This is a genomic window from Paenibacillus lycopersici, assembly GCF_010119935.1.
Taxonomy (GTDB): Bacteria; Bacillota; Bacilli; order Paenibacillales; family Paenibacillaceae; genus Paenibacillus_Z; species Paenibacillus_Z lycopersici.
On sequence record NZ_CP048209.1, the window covers coordinates 2,157,533 to 2,173,335 of the forward strand.

The window sequence follows — 15,803 nt, forward strand, 5'->3', positions numbered from 1 at the left end:
AGGCGCAAACGAAGCACGAGCGGCTGATGGCGTACATTCGCCGGCTCGAGATCGGAACGAAGCTGTCCGTCCGCACGATGGCGGACGAGCTGGACGTGAGCGAAGGGACCGCGTACAAGGCGATCAAGGAAGCGGAATCGACGGGGCTCGTCAGCACGAAGGAGCGGATCGGCACCGTCCGGATTCAGCGGCGCAACCGTGAATCGCTGGACCGGCTGACGTTCGGGGAAGTGGTCGACATCGTGCAGGGCGAGCTGTACGGCGGCGCGAACGGTCTGGACAAGACGCTGCATAAATTCGTCATCGGCGCGATGGAGCTGGACGCCATGGTGCGGTATATCGACGCCGGCAGCCTGCTGATCGTCGGTAACCGGCAGGGCGCGCACCGCATCGCGCTGGAGCACGGGGCCGGCGTGTTGATTACGGGGGGATTCGGGACGAGCGACGACATCAAGCTGCTGGCGGACGGGCTCGGGCTGCCGATCATCTCCTCCAAGCATGATACGTTCACCGTCGCGTCCATGATCAACCGCGCGATGTTCGATCGGCTGATCCGGCAGAAAATCATGCTCGTCGAGGATATCGTCACCTACAGCCGTCCCGTCGAAACGATGCGCCTGGGCGAGACGAAGGGCGATTACCTGCAGCTGTCCCGCCGCGTCGGCGGCACGCGCTTTCCCGTGCTGGACGACCGCGGACGCGTCGTCGGCATGATGACGGCGAAGGACGCGGAAGGGGCGGACGACGGCCAGCCGGTCGAGAAGCTGATGACGCGCAGCCCGATCACGGCCGCGCCGAACATTCCGATCGCCTCCGCGGCGCATACGATGGCGGCCGAAGGGATTGACCTGCTGCCGATCGTGGACAAGAACCGCAAGCTGCTGGCGGCGATCAGCCGGAGCGAAGCGCTCGAAGCGATGCGGTATGCGGGCAAGCAAAAGGAATCCGGCGAAACGTTCGACGAATTGATCGGCGCGGGTTTTCAGAAGAAGGCGTCGGAGGGCGGAGACGGCTATCAGTACGAGGGAAGGATTACGCCGCAAATGTCCGGCACGTTCGGCACCATTTCGGAAGGCGTGCTCGTCACGTTAATGACGCATGCGGCAAGGGGATTGATCCGGGAGCTGGGGAAGCGGGATTATGTCATCGAGAGCATGACGACGTATTTCGTCCGGCCGATCCAGCTGGAGAGCGAGGTCGTCATCCGGCCGACGCTGCTGGAGATCAGCCGTAAGAGCGCCAAGCTCGAAATCGAATTGAACGATTCCGTCGGGACGGCGGCCAAGGCGCTGCTGGCGGCGCAGCTCATAGATCCTTATTAGGGGTTGTTCAGGCTGGCTGTGGCAATCGATAACCGGCAATCGATAACCGGCTGATTACAGGCGGATGATACCCTGCGCGATATGCTATGCAGCGGAGAGGCCGGCAGCTATGAAAATCGCGGGCCATGAAGTATCGGCAGCTATAAGAATCGCGGACAAGTACGGGCCTGGCGCATGCAAGGACCCCCTGCAATCGCGGATTGCTGGGCTCGCGGCCTCGCAATTATGACAGCCTGCATAGTTACGAACACAGAATCCGCTATTTCTGCGATTTGCCGTCAATTGCTTGGATCGACGGACACAAGAGCCGTTATTTGCATCCGCAGCCGGGATTCAGCGCTCTTATTGGTCCAATAGCGGATCCAGGGTCCGCAGCATCCCCGAAAACCGCCATTTTATGGCTTTAACGGATTTCCTGTCCGTTTCCATATCCAACGATGACCGGCGGGATCAGACTACGCTTTTTTTGCCCGGACTAGCCCTTCATGGAGCGGTAGATGCTGTTGTTGCGAAGTCCGGCAAACAGATTGAACAGGCCGATGACGATGATCAGCGCGCTGATGATGACCTTGACCGTCGAGCCGGAGAACGCCAGCATCATGAACAGGGCGATGAAGACGAGCATGACGCCCATGCACATGTTGAGGCGGGCGCTTAGCATGCCGCGCCGGCGCACGTCCGAGGTGCGGCGCGCGTTGTAGCTGAAATAAACCGAGCACAGCGCGGTGAGGCAGATGAGCGTAACGATGATCCAGTGTAAGGCGGTAACCATGACGTGCGAGCAGCTCCTTTATCGTGACAGGCTTAATGATTTGCTTTATTGTACCACGAAAGGAGCGGCAAGCGTAAATGCCCAAGCGCATGGCTGCCCCGGAGATGTCCGAACGGAATCAACCGAGCGGCCGATCGTATTTCTTGGCGACGAACCACACCTGCAGCACGTTATCCACGACAAGCACCGTATGGATTTCCACGGTATATTCTTTATTTCCCCCGACGATATAGTTTTTGTGCTTCAGCAGCAATCTGGCCAGCTCCGCGTTCGAATTGATTTTGTAAATGCTGGTCCCCAGGAAGACGGACAGGTCTTCCTTCAGCTGGGTTTTCAAGGCAAGCTTCGACTGTTCGTCCAGGTTCTTGTCCGACTCGTCATCCTTCCCGTCCAACAAGATGGTCATGATGCTCTTCACGACCGTATGCTGGTTCTTGAACTGGTCGAGCTTCTCGATCCGGTCCTCGTATTCGCTCAGCTTGCCTTCCAGCTCCGTGTTCGTATCGCGCAAGGCGTTGAAATTCATGAAGAAGACGGCATGGTACAGCATGGCGCCGATAATCGTGCCGAGCACGACGTAGGCAGAGGCTGCCATTAATCTCGTAAAACGCTCGAAGGGCGGCACGCGCATTCGCTAGACCGCCCCTCTGCACAGCCAGCGGATCAGTTCCGTTCCCATGTGGGCGCCGAGAAAGGCGCACAGGATGTAGCCGAGCTGCAGCACGACGGGCGACAGGCGGCCTTCGATCATATTGCTCTCGATCACCCGCATCGGATCGATCGTGCCGCCGACGGCCGCGACGAGCGCCCAGATTTTCAAGCGGGACGCGGTGTCCAGCATCGCGTCCGCCGGCGCGGTCATGACGAACACGGAGCCGATGCCGGCAAGCATCGAGCCGCCGAACACGACGCCGAAGGCGATGAAGAAGTCGATCGTGGCTTTCGTAACGAAGGAGTCCATGCTGAACGCGCTCCTTTCCGCATAAGTAAGGGGGACGGCTCGTCCTCCCCGGATGCATGGGCGAGCAGTTCCGTGAGCGGAACGACCAGCCCCGGATGCATGGGCGAGCAGTTCCGTGAGCGGAACGACCAGCCCCGGATGCATGGGCGAGCAGTTCCGTGAGCGGAACGACCAGCCCTGGATGCATGGGCGAGCAGTTCCGTGAGCGGAACGACCAGCCCTGGATGCATGGGCGAGCAGTTCCGTGAGCGGAACGACCAGCCCCGGATGCATGGGCGAGCAGTTCCGTGAGCGGAACGACCAGCCCTGGATGCATGGGCGAGCAGTTCCGTGAGCGGAACGACCAGCCCTAGTCCATTGTATGGGCGGGCGGGGCGCCAATATGATAAAATAATAAGAAAGCATAGAAAGCAATCGATAGATAGAGAACGATGCTCGTTACGATAGAAAGAAGGGAATGGCGATGAACGGCGGACGGGAATTCGTGCATTTGCACGTACATAGCGAATTCAGCCTGCTCGACGGGGCGGCTCGGATCAAGGACCTGGTCGAGGCTGCCGCGGAGCAGGGCATGAAGGCGCTGGCGCTGACCGACCACGGGGTCATGTACGGCGCCGTTCCGTTTTATAAAGCTTGCCGGGCCAGGGGGATCAAGCCGATCATCGGCTGCGAGGTTTATTTGACGACGGGCTCTCGTTTCGATAAAGGGGCGCGCAAGGATAATCCGATCTATCACCTCATCCTGCTCGCGAAGAACGAGACAGGCTACCGCAATTTGATGAAACTGAGCTCCATCGGGCATTTGGAGGGATTCCACTATAAGCCGCGGATCGATTTCGACGCGCTGCGGGCGCACGGGGACGGCCTGATCTGTCTCAGCTCCTGCCTCGGCAGCGAAATCGCGCAGCATCTGCTGCACGACCGGCATGACGATGCGCTCCGCTCGGCGGAACGGTACCGGTCGATCTTCGGCGACGACTTCTACCTCGAGCTTCAGGATCACGGCATGCTGGAGCAGAAGAAGGTGCTGCAGGCGACGCTGGCGCTGGCCGAGCAGACGGGGATCAAGACCGTGGCGACGAACGACGTCCATTACTTGCAGCCGTCCGATGCCGCGGTGCAGGACGTGCTGATCTGCATCGGCACCGGCAAAACCGTCGAGGACGACGACCGGCTGCAAATGCTGACCGACCAGATGTATTTGAAATCGGCGGACGAGATGTACCGGCAATTCGGGCAAGCCGCGGACGCGGTGGCGCGCACGGCCGAAGTCGCCGGGAAATGCTCGCTCGAGCTGACGTTCGGCAGGGCGCTGCTGCCTGCCTTCCACCCGATTCCGGCCGACATGAGCTCATCCGCTTATCTGGAGGCGCTGTGCCGGGAAGGACTCGACGCGCGCTATGCGGGCACTGCGGAGTGGACGGCGGACGCCGCTTACCGTGAGCGCGCGACGGAACGGCTCCGGTACGAGTTGAGCGTCATCGACAGCATGGGGTTCAGCGATTATTTCCTGATCGTATGGGATTTCATCCGCTTCGCCCATGAGCAGGGCATCCGGACAGGCCCCGGACGGGGCTCCTCGGCGGGCAGCCTCGTGGCGTACACGCTTCGCATTACGGACGTCGACCCGCTGAAATACAAGCTGCTGTTCGAACGTTTTCTGAATCCCGAGCGGATTTCGATGCCGGATATCGACGTCGATTTCAACGACGAGCGGCGGGACGAAGTCATCGCCTACGTGTCGGCCAAATACGGCGAGGAGCATGTCGCCCAGATCATCACGTTCGGAACGATGGCCGCCAAAGCGGCGGTCCGCGACGTCGGCCGGGCGATGGCGGTGCCGTTCGGCGAAGTCGACCGCGCGGCCAAGCTTATTCCGAACCAGCTCGGCATTTCGCTCGAAGAGGCGCTGCGGACGAGCGCCGAACTGCGCGAGGCGTCTGAGCGCCAGCCGAAGACGGCCGACCTGCTGCGCATGGCGCTCAAGGTCGAAGGGATGCCGCGCCATGCTTCGACCCATGCCGCCGGCGTCGTCATCTCCGGCGAGCCGCTCACGAATTACGTGCCGCTGCAGGCCGGGACCGAGCGAACGGCCTTGACGCAGTATTCCATGGAGAATCTGGAAGCCGTCGGCCTGCTGAAGATGGATTTTCTCGGGCTGCGCACCTTGTCGATTCTGGAGCGCGCCTTGGACTGGGTGAAGCGGGAGCAGGGCATTACGATCGATTTCCGCCACATTCCGGACGACGATCCCGAGACGTACGCGATGCTGACGCGCGGCGAGACGACGGGCATCTTCCAGCTGGAATCCGCCGGCGTCCGCCGGGTGCTGAAGGAGCTGAAGCCGACGCAATTCGAAGATATCGTCTCGGTGCTTGCGCTGTACCGCCCGGGGCCGATGGAATTTATCCCCAAGTACATCGCGGGCAAGCACGGTCTCGCGGACGTCGAGTACCCGCATCCGTCGCTGGAGCCGATTCTTGCCGACACGTACGGCATCATCGTCTATCAGGAGCAGATCATGCAGATCGCGTCGTCGATGGCGGGCTTCTCGCTCGGCGAAGCCGACCTGCTGCGCCGCGCCGTGTCGAAGAAGAAGCGCGAGGTGCTGGACGAGCAGCGCGCGCATTTCGTCAGCGGCAGCTTGTCGCAGGGCTATAGCGAACGGGACGCCAACGCCGTCTACGACATGATCGTCCGCTTCGCGGACTACGGTTTTCCGCGCGCGCACGCGGCCGCGTACGGCGTGCTCGCGTTCCAGACGGCGTGGCTGAAAGCGAATCATCCCGTGCCGTTCATGGCGTCGATGCTCGCTTCCGTGACGGGCAATCAGCGCAAGACGGCGGAATACGTGGACGAGTGCCGCCGGATGGGCATCGAGGTGCTGGCTCCCGGCGTGAACGAGAGCAGCGTGACGTTCACGCCCGTCGGCGGCGCGATCCGGTTCGGCCTGGCGTCGATCAAGAACGTCGGCACGCAGGCGATCGAGTCGCTGCTGAAGGAGCGGGAAGAGCGGAAGTTCGACAGCCTGCTCGACCTGTGCCGCCGCGTCGATTTGCGCGTCGTGAACAAGCGCGTGCTGGAGTCGCTGATCCAGGCGGGCGCCTGCGATTCGCTCGGCGCGCACCGCGCGCAGCTGATCGCGGCGCTGGACGAAACGGTCGAAGCCGCGCTGAAATGGCGCAAGGAGCGCGAGGAGCTCCAAATCGAGCTGTTCGGCTTCGACGAGGTGCAGAACTGGGACGTCGAGCTGCCGGAAGTCCTGCCTTACACGACCGGGCAGCTGCTCGGTCTGGAGCGGGAACTGCTCGGCATGTATTTGTCCGGCCATCCGCTCGACGATTTCGAGGAAGCGCTGGACGGCCTGCCGGTCGACCGGCTCGTCGATCTCGCCGAAGCTCCGGACGGGGCGTACGTGCTCGTCGCGGCGATGGTTCTCACGCGGAAGCCGCTGATGACGCGCAAAGGCCAGGCGATGGCGTTCCTCGAGATCGAGGACCGCATCATGCGCGTGGAGGCGGTGGCGTTCCCGACGGTGTGGAAGCGCCACGAGCAGGCGCTCGAGCCCGGCCGTCTCGTGCTCGCGCTGGCCAAGCTGCAGCAGCAGGACGAGGACTATAAGCTGCTGCTCGAGGACGTGCTGCCGCTCGGCCGCGGCGAGGGCGGCGGCGCGCCGGGAGACCTCGCGGCGCAGGTGCAGCGCCTGCTGCGCTTCGGCCAAAGCCGGGCCGCGCGGGATCAAGCGGCCGCGCAAGGGCGCGGCGCCGGCGGAGCTGCGCTGCAGGACGGCGGCGCCGTCGCGCCGGCAGGGGCCGCGCCGTTCGGCGGCGCCAGGCCGGACGGCGCGGGCACGGCCGTACCCGGCGCCGCGGGCAGCCGCGCCGGCGCTTCCGGCGCAGCCGGCGGCCGCCAGGCGGAGCCGGGCCATGCGGCCGGCAGGCCGCACACGGCGGCGCAGCCCGGCGGCCGCGCGCGCAGCGGCCCCGCGGCGGGCCGGCCGCAGGCGGCCCGGGACGGCGGCGGCCGCGAGCCGCGCGCCGATGCGCAGGGCGCCGCGCCGAGCGCGCAAGCGCCTGCCGCCGCGGGGGGCAGCGCCGCCCCGGCCGCCAGGCGCGTCCAGCGGCTCTATGTCAAAATCGCCGCCGGCCGCGAGGAACCCGCGGCGCTGGAGAAGCTGAAAGCGCTGCTGACCCGCAGCGCGGGCCCGCTCGAAACGGTGCTCTTCTACGAGCGCGAAGGGCGTACGGTCGCGCTGAGCGAGTCGTTCCGGGTCAAGCCTTCCGAGCGGCTGCTGCACGACATTGAAGCGATTTTCGGCAAAGGCTCGGCGATCGTCAAATAACGTCAGCCTTTTTATCTTGCATGCACATGTTTTCGAATCTCCGCATACATTTAGGAGACACGGAGCTAAACAAGACTGGCGGCTCCGCATTTCCGAGGCTTGCGCGTATGCGGCGCACCGCGCGGCGGCTGAATTTCCGCCCGGGCGCGCTCCTTATCGTACAAGCCGATGCGGGGGGATTATGGATGTCGTCCAATATGGAGAACTGGCTGAATCGGCGCGGGGTTGAGGTGAGCGATGTCGCGGATATCGTTTTTTCGCTGCAGCGCCCTTATAATCCGGACCTGACTTACCAAGAATGCGAAGAGAGCGTCCTGCACGTGTTGAGCAAGCGGGAAGTGCAATACGTGCTGTTCACCGGCATCGCGCTGGATGAATTGGCCGAACGCAAAATGCTGCCGGAGCCGCTTCAGGCGATCATGGAGGCGGACGAATCGCTGTACGGCGTGGACGAAACGCTTGCGCTCGGCATTACGAACGTGTACGGGATGATTGGCCTGACGAGCTTCGGCTATCTCGACAAAGTGAAGCCGGGCATCATCCGCAAGCTGAACGAGAAAGGCAAGCATGTGCACGTGTTTCTCGACGACCTTGTGGCCGGCTTGGCGGCGGCGGCCTCGGCGCGGATCGCGCATCAGGATCCGAAAGCGAACCGCTATGAAATCGGAGGCCAATCCTAGCGGTTCCGGGCCGGCCGTCCAGAACGCGGCAGCGCTTCCAGCCATGCGGCGTTGCGATGGAATCTACACATATGGTATCATTATGACATCATATGCCCAGATAACGAGAGTTTATAAGGCATGCATGCCATGGCTTTTCCATGAAATAGAAGCTTTCGTCGGCTTGCATCGTTTGCGGCTTATCGGTAAGCTTGTATTTCTCCGGATCGTAGCGCCGTCGCCGCCGTTCGGACGGCGTCGGGCGTTTCGCCTTGTGCGGTCAGATGATCTTTTAACAAAGCCAGGAGGTTCCTTCATGTGGACGGTTATCTATATCGCGCCTACGGCAAAAATTGCGGAGAGCATCAAAAACCGGCTGACCCAGGAAGGGTTTCTTGTGAAGATTCGCCCGATCAACGTTTCGAAGCAGCAATACGAAATCTTGGTTCCGTCGGGCGAGCTGGAAGAAGTGCAGGAAGTATTGAACAGCATTCTGAACTCGCAACGGTAACGAACCGACCGAACTTCCGAGCGAAACATGCATTTCCAAGCGTCTGCGTTCCTATGCGCGGCATGCAATTCTAATCCGACTGCGTTTCCATGCGCAGGCTGGCAATTCCAAACTGCGCCCCAAAGAGGTGTCACTCGTGTTCAAGGACTTATTCCATAAAAAAAAATACGCCACGATCCCTTCGGGCCAGCCGCGTACGAAGCCGGAAATTCCGGAAGGCTTGATGTCCAAGTGCCCGAAGTGCGGCAATATCCAGTTCTCTAAAGAAGTGGAGAAAAATTTGAAAGTGTGCCCGAGCTGCGGCCATCATTTCCGTCTCAGCGCCTGGGAACGAATCGCGATCACGCTCGACGAGGGCCGTCTGACGGAGTTCGACGCCGAGCTGTCTTCCGTGGATCCGCTCGGGTTCCCGGGCTACGCCGGCAAAGTGGAAGCACAGAAGAAGAGCTCCGGCCTGACCGACGCGGTCGTGACCGGCGAGGGGACGATCGGCGGCATGCCGGTCGTCGCCGCTTTCATGAGCTTCGATTTCTTCGCGGGCAGCATGGGTTCCGTCGTCGGGGAGAAAATCACCCGCGCGATCGAACAAGCCCATGCGAAGAAAGTGCCGCTTATTATTTTCTCGACGTCGAGCGGGGCCCGCATGCAGGAGAGCATCCTCAGCCTCATGCAGATGGCCAAGACGAGCGCCGCGCTGGCGAAGTTCCAAAGCGACGGCGGACTGTACATTTCCGTCATGACCGATCCGACGACTGGCGGCGTATCCGCAAGCTTCGCGATGCTGGGCGACTTCAATTTGGCCGAGCCCGGCGCGTTGATCGGCTTCGCCGGCCGAATCGTCATCGAACAGACGATCCGCCAGAAACTGCCGGATAATTTCCAGACGGCGGAATTCAATTTGCAGCACGGACAGCTGGACAAGGTCGTGCACCGCAAAGAAATGAAGCCGCTGCTGACCAAATTGCTTGATATGCATTCCGCGAAGGGGGATATGATCAATGGCGGGTGAGCTGCCGTTTGAGAAGCCGCTGAACGAGCTGCAGAAGAAGATCGAAGAATTGAAGAAATTCGGCCAAGAGTCGGGCATCGATTTCAGCGATGAAATTTCCCGCCTCGAGGAACGCTGCAAGCAGCTGCAGGAAGACTTGTACAATGAATTGACGCCGGCCCAGAAAATGCATCTGGCCCGTCACCACGGACGCCCCACGTCGCTCGATTACATCGGGGCGATTTTTACGGATTTCATCGAGCTGCACGGCGACCGCCTGTTCGCGGACGATCTGGCGATCGTCGGCGGGTTGGCCAAGCTGAACGGCGTGCCGGTAACGGTTATCGGCCACCAGCGCGGCAAAGATACGAAGGACAACATCGCCCGCTTCTTCGGCAGCCCCCATCCGGAAGGTTTCCGCAAGGCGCTGCGTCTGATGCAGCAAGCTAATAAATTCGGCCGTCCCATCGTGACGTTGATCGACACGAAGGGCGCGTATCCCGGCAATACCGCGGAGGAACGCGGACAATCGGAGGCCATCGCCCGCAACTTGCGCGAAATGGCCACGTTCGGCGTTCCGATCATCTGCGTCGTTATCGGGGAAGGCGGCAGCGGCGGCGCGCTTGCGCTCGGCGTAGGCAACCGCGTGCTGATGCTGGAGAACGCCATTTACTCGGCGATTTCGCCGAACGGCGCGGCGTCCATTCTGTGGAAGGACGCGGGCCGCGCGGATGAAGCAGCCGCCGTCATGAAAATTACGGCAGCCGATTTGCTCGAATTCGGCATCATCGAAGAGATCGTCGGGGAGCCGCAGGGCGGCGCCCACCGCGATCTCGCGGCACAGTCCGAAACGATCAAGGAAGCCTTGTGGCGCCACTTGGTCGAGCTGTCCCGCATGACGCCGGAAGAGCTCGTCACGGACCGTTACAATAAATTCCGCAAAGTCGGCGCTTATCGTTCGCCGGAGCCGCCGGCGGTATCCGCGGCGCCCGTCGCCGAGGTCGAATCCGCACAAGTGTAAGCAATCGCCAATAAACGTAGACGTATCTAACGGAGGATGGAAATTACCTATGCGCAAAACAAAGATCGTATGTACAATCGGTCCTTCCAGCGAATCGCTGGAAAACACGAAGAAACTGATTAACGCGGGCATGAACGTCGCACGCTTGAACTTCTCGCACGGCGATTTCGAAGAGCACGGCAACCGGATCAAGAACATCCGTCAAGCAAGCCGCGAGCTCGGCAAGAACGTCGCGATCCTGCTGGATACGAAGGGACCGGAGATCCGCCTCGGCAAACTGAAGGAAGAGCCGATCGAGCTGAACCAGGGCGAGACGATCACGCTGACGACCGAAGAAATCCTGGGCGACCGCGACCGGATTCCGGTGACGTACGCCAACCTGCCTGCCGACGTCGAAGTCGGTTCGACGGTTCTGATCGACGACGGCCTGATCGGCCTCACGGTCGAAGAAGTGCAGGGCACGGAGATCAAATGCCGCATCGTCAACAGCGGTCCGATCAAGAGCAAGAAGGGCGTTAACGTTCCCGGCGTACATATTTCGCTGCCGGGCATTACGGAGAAGGACGCGGGCGATATCGTGTTCGGCATCGAACAGGGCATCGATTTCATCGCGGCTTCGTTCGTGCGCAAAGCGACGGACGTGCTCGAAATCCGCGAACTGCTGGAGAAGCACAATGCGAGCCATATCCAGATCATTTCCAAAATCGAAAACCAGCAGGGCGTGGACAACCTGGACGAAATTCTTGAAGTGTCCGACGGCCTGATGGTTGCCCGCGGCGACCTGGGCGTCGAAATCCCGGCCGAAGAAGTGCCGCTCGTGCAGAAAACGATGATCCAGAAGTGCAACCGCGCCGGCAAGCCGGTCATCACGGCGACGCAAATGCTGGATTCCATGCAGCGCAACCCGCGTCCGACGCGCGCGGAAGCAAGCGACGTCGCGAACGCGATTTTCGACGGCACGGATGCGATCATGCTTTCCGGCGAGACGGCTGCGGGCAAGTACCCGGTCGAATCCGTACAGACGATGTCGCGTATCGCGGTGCGCGCGGAATCCGCGCTGGATTATCATGAGATTTTCACGAAGCAGGCCAAAGCGCAGCAATCGACCGTCACGGAAGCGATCAGCCAAGCCGTGGCGAATTCCGCGCTCGACTTGAACACGAAAGCGATCATCACGTCGACGGAGAGCGGCTATACGGCGCGCATGGTGTCCAAGTACCGTCCGAAGTCGCCGATTATCGCCGTGACGCCGAACGAGCAAGTGATGCGCCGTCTGGCGCTCATTTGGGGCGTTATCCCGGCGCTCGGAACGCCGGCGCAAACGACGGACGAGATGTTCGACATCGCCGTTCAAGGCGGCATCAACTCCGGTCTCGTGAAATTGGGCGACACCGTCATCATTACGGCGGGCGTACCGGTAGGCCGTTCCGGCTCCACGAACCTGATCAAAATCCATACGATCGGCGAAATGCTCGCCAAAGGCCAAGGCATCGGCAGCCAGAGCGCGACGGGCAAGGTCGTCGTCGCCCGCACGCCTGAGGAAGCGATCGCGAAGACGACGGAAGGCTCTATTCTCGTGACGTCTTCCACCGACCGCGAATATATGCCTGCGATCCAGAAAGCGGCAGCCGTGATCACGGAGCAAGGCGGCATTACGAGCCATGCGGCGATCGTGGCGCTCAATCTGGGCATCCCGGTTATTCTCGGCGTTCAGAACGCGCTGGAACTGTTGCACGACGGTACCGAAGTGACGGTTTACGCGGAAGTCGGCGTTATTTATTCCGGACAAGCGAAGGTCATGTAAGGAACCGACCAGATTTATAGTACGTATATAGAAGCGATGGCGCGCAAGCGCCGTCGCTTTTCGTTCGAATGGAACCGTTCGAACGGAAGGTTCGGATGGAATGAAGCATCGATCGAAGCAAGGAGAGATTGCGAATGACGAAGGAAATCGCGGGGACGAGCTATCGCTGGCATCTGTATCCGATGCGGGTCAGGTATCAGGAAACCGACCAGATGGGCGTCGTGTTCTACGGCAATTATGCAACCTGGTTTGAAGTCGGACGCACCGAGATCGTGCGCGCGCTTGGGACGCCGTATACGGCGGTCGAGAAGGAAGGGCTGCTCCTGCCGGTCGTCGATCTGGATTGCGCCTATGTCTCGCCTGCGCGCTACGACGACAATGTGCTCGTCTGCACGAGAATCGAGCAGCTGTCGCCGATTCGGATGGCGTTCCGTTCGCAAGTGCGCCTTGTCGGGGAAGGGGAGACCTACCCGGCCTTCCGGGACGGTGCGGAACCGCCCGGCAAGCTGCTTGTCCATGGGGGAACGCGCCATGTATGGGTCAATCGCGAATGGAAGCCGTCGCGCCTCGACAGAGCGCTTCCCGAGCTCTACGCCAAGCTGCAGGCGGCGGCTTTGAACCTGTAACCTGTAAGCTTGCCGGGCAAGAATCCAGGGCTGGTCGTTCCGCTGACGCGGAACTGCTCGCCCATGCATCCAGGGCTGGTCGTTCCGCTGACGCGGAACTGCTCGCCCATGCATCCAGGGCTGGTCGTTCCGCTGACGCGGAACTGCTCGCCTATGCAACCTAGGCTGGTCGTTCCGCTGACGCGGAACTGCTCGCCCATGCAACCGAGGGAGTGATCGATGATGTTGAAATGGCTGGTTGCCGCAATAATTATTATCCCGGCGGTTGAATTATGGGGTATTATCAAGATGGGTCATCTCATCGGGGGATGGCCGACGTTCGGCTTAATCTTGCTTACCGGATTCCTGGGCGCGAAGCTGGCCAGCACGGAGGGGCGCAAAGCGTTCGCGGTCGTTCAGCAGCAGCTGCAGAGCGGCAAGCCGCCGGGGCATGCCATGCTGAACGGCGTATGCGTGCTGGCCGGGGGATTGCTGCTGCTCGTGCCGGGCTTCTTCTCCGACATTATCGGCGTCACGCTGCTGCTGCCGATGACGAGACCGTTCTATCGGATGCTGCTTTATAAGTGGCTGGAGAAGAAGGTTCGGAACGGCTCGTTCGTGATCCGCAGAAGATAGTCCTCGGCTCGCTGCAAGGCACAAGACAAAATTATAAACGTAAGGAATAGATGACCATGAGGATCGGTTTTTTCGACTCGGGAATCGGCGGGTTGACAGTATTGGCAGAATCGCTGCGGCGGCTTCCGGCCAAGGATTATCTGTATATGGCGGATACGCTCCATGTGCCATACGGCACGAAACCGCCAGAGGAAGTAAGGAAGTTTATTATGGCATCGGTCGGTAAAATGGTCGAGGTCGGCATCGACGCCCTTGTCGTTGCCTGCAATACGGCGACCAGCATTGCCATTCAAGAGCTGCGGGAGACGTACGCCTTCCCGATCGTCGGCATGGAGCCGGCCGTAAAGCCCGCGGTCGAAATGAACCGCGCCACCGGCAGACGGGTGCTCGTGTTCGCGACGCCGCTCACGCTGCGGCAGCAGAAATACGGTGCGCTGCTCTCGCGCGTGGACGAAGAGCGGATCGTCGATTCGATGCCGCTCCCGGAGCTGGTCGAGTATTGCGAGCAGCTGCAGTTCGACGAGGAAATCATGCGAAACTACTTCATCGGCAAGCTGGCCGAGCTTGATCTCGACCGCTATGGCATTATCGTGCTTGGCTGCACGCATTATCCTTATTATACGTCTATCTTGCGGGAGGTGCTCCCGCCGCATATCGGCATCGTTCACGGCAACGCCGGCACGGTCAAGCGTCTCGCGGCGCAGCTGAGCCGCTACGGAATCGGCGAAGGCGGAGGAAGCGGCGACGTCCGTTTCATGTGTTCCGGCGACGATCCTGCGTACATCGCGAAGATGCAGACGGCGCTAGCCTACGTCCAGCGTACGCTTGTGCTAAGCGGAGAGGCGGATTAGCCGGCTCTCGCCGGTTAATCCATCGAGGGCCGCGGGCATGCTAGTCATGTCTTCGGCCCTCGAACGACAAAGGCGTACAGATCGCGGAATACGTTAGCCCGATGGATGGCCGTCAGGATTACGAGCGAGACCGGACCGATGATCAAGCCCAGCACGCCGAACAGCTTCAGGCCGACGAACATGGCAATCAGCGTCGGCAGCGCTTCGAGTCCGACGCTGCTGGCCAGCACTTTAGGCTCGATCGTCTGCCGGGCGACGAGAATGACGCCGTACAGGATGGACAGCTCGATGCCGAGCGTGACGTTGCCATAGATGAACGTATAGAGGATCCATGGAATCATTGCCGCCCCTACGCCGAGATACGGAAGCAGGTCGACAAGACCGATCAGCATGCCGATCGTAATCGCGTAATGGACGCCGATGATAAGCAGGCCGATGGTAACGACGAAGGCCGTGATGGAGATCATGATGAATTGGGCGCGCAAGTAGCCGAAGAGCGCTTTCTTGAGATCGCGCCATACGACGGACACCGACTGCATGATCGATTGCGGAAGCCAGCCCGAGGTCCGCTGTCCGAGCCGTGTCCAGTCCTTGCTGATGAAGAACGCGGCGAGCAGCACGACGATTGCGATCGTGGCGGCGTTCGGCAGCGACGTAATGATGCTGACGATCCCGTTCAAGATCGACGTAATAATCTGGGTGCTCGTCTGGGCTACCAGGTTCGCGGTATCGGAGATGCGTCCGTTGATCGTTTCCTGATAGTTGGGATTGTCCTGGTAGAAGGACGTCAGCTTCTCGATCAGATTTTGCACTTCCGGTCTGTCCATTATGTATTCGAATTGATCGCGCCACCAGTCGATGTTGTTGTTGAGCGATTTGGATAAGGTGATGATTTCCACGACGAGGCGCGTAACGAGCGCCGAGACGATGGTCAGCATGGCGATGACGAAGACGACGAGCGTCAAGGCGACGCCGAGCCAGCGCGGCACTTTTAATTTGCGATTAAGCAGATTGACGACCGGGTTGATCGCGTAAGCGAGCAGCCAGCCGAGCAGGAACGGATACACGAGCGGCGTCACGTAAATGACGGCAAGCACGAAAACAACGAGCAAAAACAGTACCAGCAGGGTTCGCCAAATTCTTTTCCATATGACCCGATCCATTCAACGATCACTCCTTCGATAGCTAGGCGGCCGAGAGCTCTTCATACATAATGTATAATTGTAGCATAGCGAGTATGGCCTTTACCAAAAAATAAGCCGGGGTCTTTTTTGTTTACGCGGTATTTACAAACTTTTAATATATGCCGAACATTATTCCTGCATAATTGA

General features: G+C 60.5%; 14 protein-coding genes. 10 read left to right on the forward strand and 4 right to left on the reverse strand.

Features of this window, described 5'->3' with window-relative positions; translation table 11 throughout:
• The first annotated feature begins 26 nt into the window (after nucleotides 1–26).
• Nucleotides 27–1,322: a DRTGG domain-containing protein gene (locus GXP70_RS09315; protein WP_162360391.1), complete on the forward strand. Its 1,296-nt coding sequence runs from the start codon at nucleotides 27–29 to the stop codon at nucleotides 1,320–1,322.
• A gap of 475 nt (nucleotides 1,323–1,797) precedes the next feature.
• Here the strand turns inward: GXP70_RS09315 and GXP70_RS09320 are convergent, their stop codons facing one another.
• The 3 genes from GXP70_RS09320 to GXP70_RS09330 all read right to left on the reverse strand — a co-directional run bounded on the left by GXP70_RS09320 (nucleotide 1,798) and on the right by GXP70_RS09330 (nucleotide 3,055).
• Nucleotides 1,798–2,094: a YtpI family protein gene (locus tag GXP70_RS09320; RefSeq protein WP_162356182.1), complete on the reverse strand. Its 297-nt coding sequence runs from the start codon at nucleotides 2,092–2,094 to the stop codon at nucleotides 1,798–1,800.
• Between the two features lie 118 nt (nucleotides 2,095–2,212).
• Nucleotides 2,213–2,725: a sporulation membrane protein YtrI gene (locus tag GXP70_RS09325; RefSeq protein ID WP_162356183.1), complete on the reverse strand. Its 513-nt coding sequence runs from the start codon at nucleotides 2,723–2,725 to the stop codon at nucleotides 2,213–2,215.
• A 3-nt stretch (nucleotides 2,726–2,728) separates the two neighbouring features.
• Complete coding sequence (locus tag GXP70_RS09330) at nucleotides 2,729–3,055, reverse strand: YtrH family sporulation protein (RefSeq protein WP_162356184.1); 327 nt, start codon at nucleotides 3,053–3,055, stop codon at nucleotides 2,729–2,731.
• Nucleotides 3,056–3,518: 463 nt separating this feature from the next.
• Between GXP70_RS09330 and GXP70_RS09335 the strand changes: the two genes are divergently transcribed.
• The 9 genes from GXP70_RS09335 (at nucleotide 3,519) to murI (ending at nucleotide 14,472) form a co-directional block, all read left to right on the forward strand.
• A complete protein-coding gene (locus tag GXP70_RS09335) occupies nucleotides 3,519–7,397 on the forward strand; it encodes a DNA polymerase III subunit alpha (protein WP_162356185.1) in 3,879 nt (1,292 codons plus the stop codon).
• Between the two features lie 185 nt (nucleotides 7,398–7,582).
• Nucleotides 7,583–8,077: a phosphatidylglycerophosphatase A family protein gene (locus tag GXP70_RS09340; RefSeq protein WP_162356186.1), complete on the forward strand. Its 495-nt coding sequence runs from the start codon at nucleotides 7,583–7,585 to the stop codon at nucleotides 8,075–8,077.
• Nucleotides 8,078–8,372: 295 nt separating this feature from the next.
• Nucleotides 8,373–8,567, forward strand: a complete 195-nt coding sequence (locus GXP70_RS09345; RefSeq protein WP_162356187.1) for a glutamate decarboxylase — start codon at nucleotides 8,373–8,375, stop codon at nucleotides 8,565–8,567.
• 136 nt (nucleotides 8,568–8,703) lie between these two features.
• On the forward strand, nucleotides 8,704–9,576 hold the full coding sequence (accD, locus tag GXP70_RS09350; RefSeq protein ID WP_162356188.1) for an acetyl-CoA carboxylase, carboxyltransferase subunit beta: 873 nt from the start codon (nucleotides 8,704–8,706) through the stop codon (nucleotides 9,574–9,576).
• A complete protein-coding gene (locus GXP70_RS09355; protein ID WP_162356189.1) occupies nucleotides 9,566–10,576 on the forward strand; it encodes an acetyl-CoA carboxylase carboxyltransferase subunit alpha in 1,011 nt (336 codons plus the stop codon). Before accD ends, GXP70_RS09355 begins: the two co-directional genes overlap by 11 nt.
• Before the next feature lie 49 nt (nucleotides 10,577–10,625).
• Nucleotides 10,626–12,380: a pyruvate kinase gene (gene pyk / locus GXP70_RS09360; protein WP_162356190.1), complete on the forward strand. Its 1,755-nt coding sequence runs from the start codon at nucleotides 10,626–10,628 to the stop codon at nucleotides 12,378–12,380.
• A gap of 134 nt (nucleotides 12,381–12,514) precedes the next feature.
• Nucleotides 12,515–13,006: an acyl-CoA thioesterase gene (locus GXP70_RS09365; protein WP_162356191.1), complete on the forward strand. Its 492-nt coding sequence runs from the start codon at nucleotides 12,515–12,517 to the stop codon at nucleotides 13,004–13,006.
• A 219-nt stretch (nucleotides 13,007–13,225) separates the two neighbouring features.
• Nucleotides 13,226–13,621, forward strand: a complete 396-nt coding sequence (locus GXP70_RS09370) for an FxsA family protein (RefSeq protein WP_225442736.1) — start codon at nucleotides 13,226–13,228, stop codon at nucleotides 13,619–13,621.
• 56 nt (nucleotides 13,622–13,677) lie between these two features.
• A complete protein-coding gene (gene murI / locus GXP70_RS09375; protein ID WP_162356192.1) occupies nucleotides 13,678–14,472 on the forward strand; it encodes a glutamate racemase in 795 nt (264 codons plus the stop codon).
• 44 nt (nucleotides 14,473–14,516) lie between these two features.
• Here the strand turns inward: murI and ytvI are convergent, their stop codons facing one another.
• The gene (gene ytvI / locus GXP70_RS09380; RefSeq protein WP_162356193.1) at nucleotides 14,517–15,635 is read right to left on the reverse strand and encodes a sporulation integral membrane protein YtvI; all 1,119 of its coding nucleotides are present in this window, start codon (nucleotides 15,633–15,635) and stop codon (nucleotides 14,517–14,519) included.
• Nucleotides 15,636–15,803 lie beyond the last annotated feature (168 nt).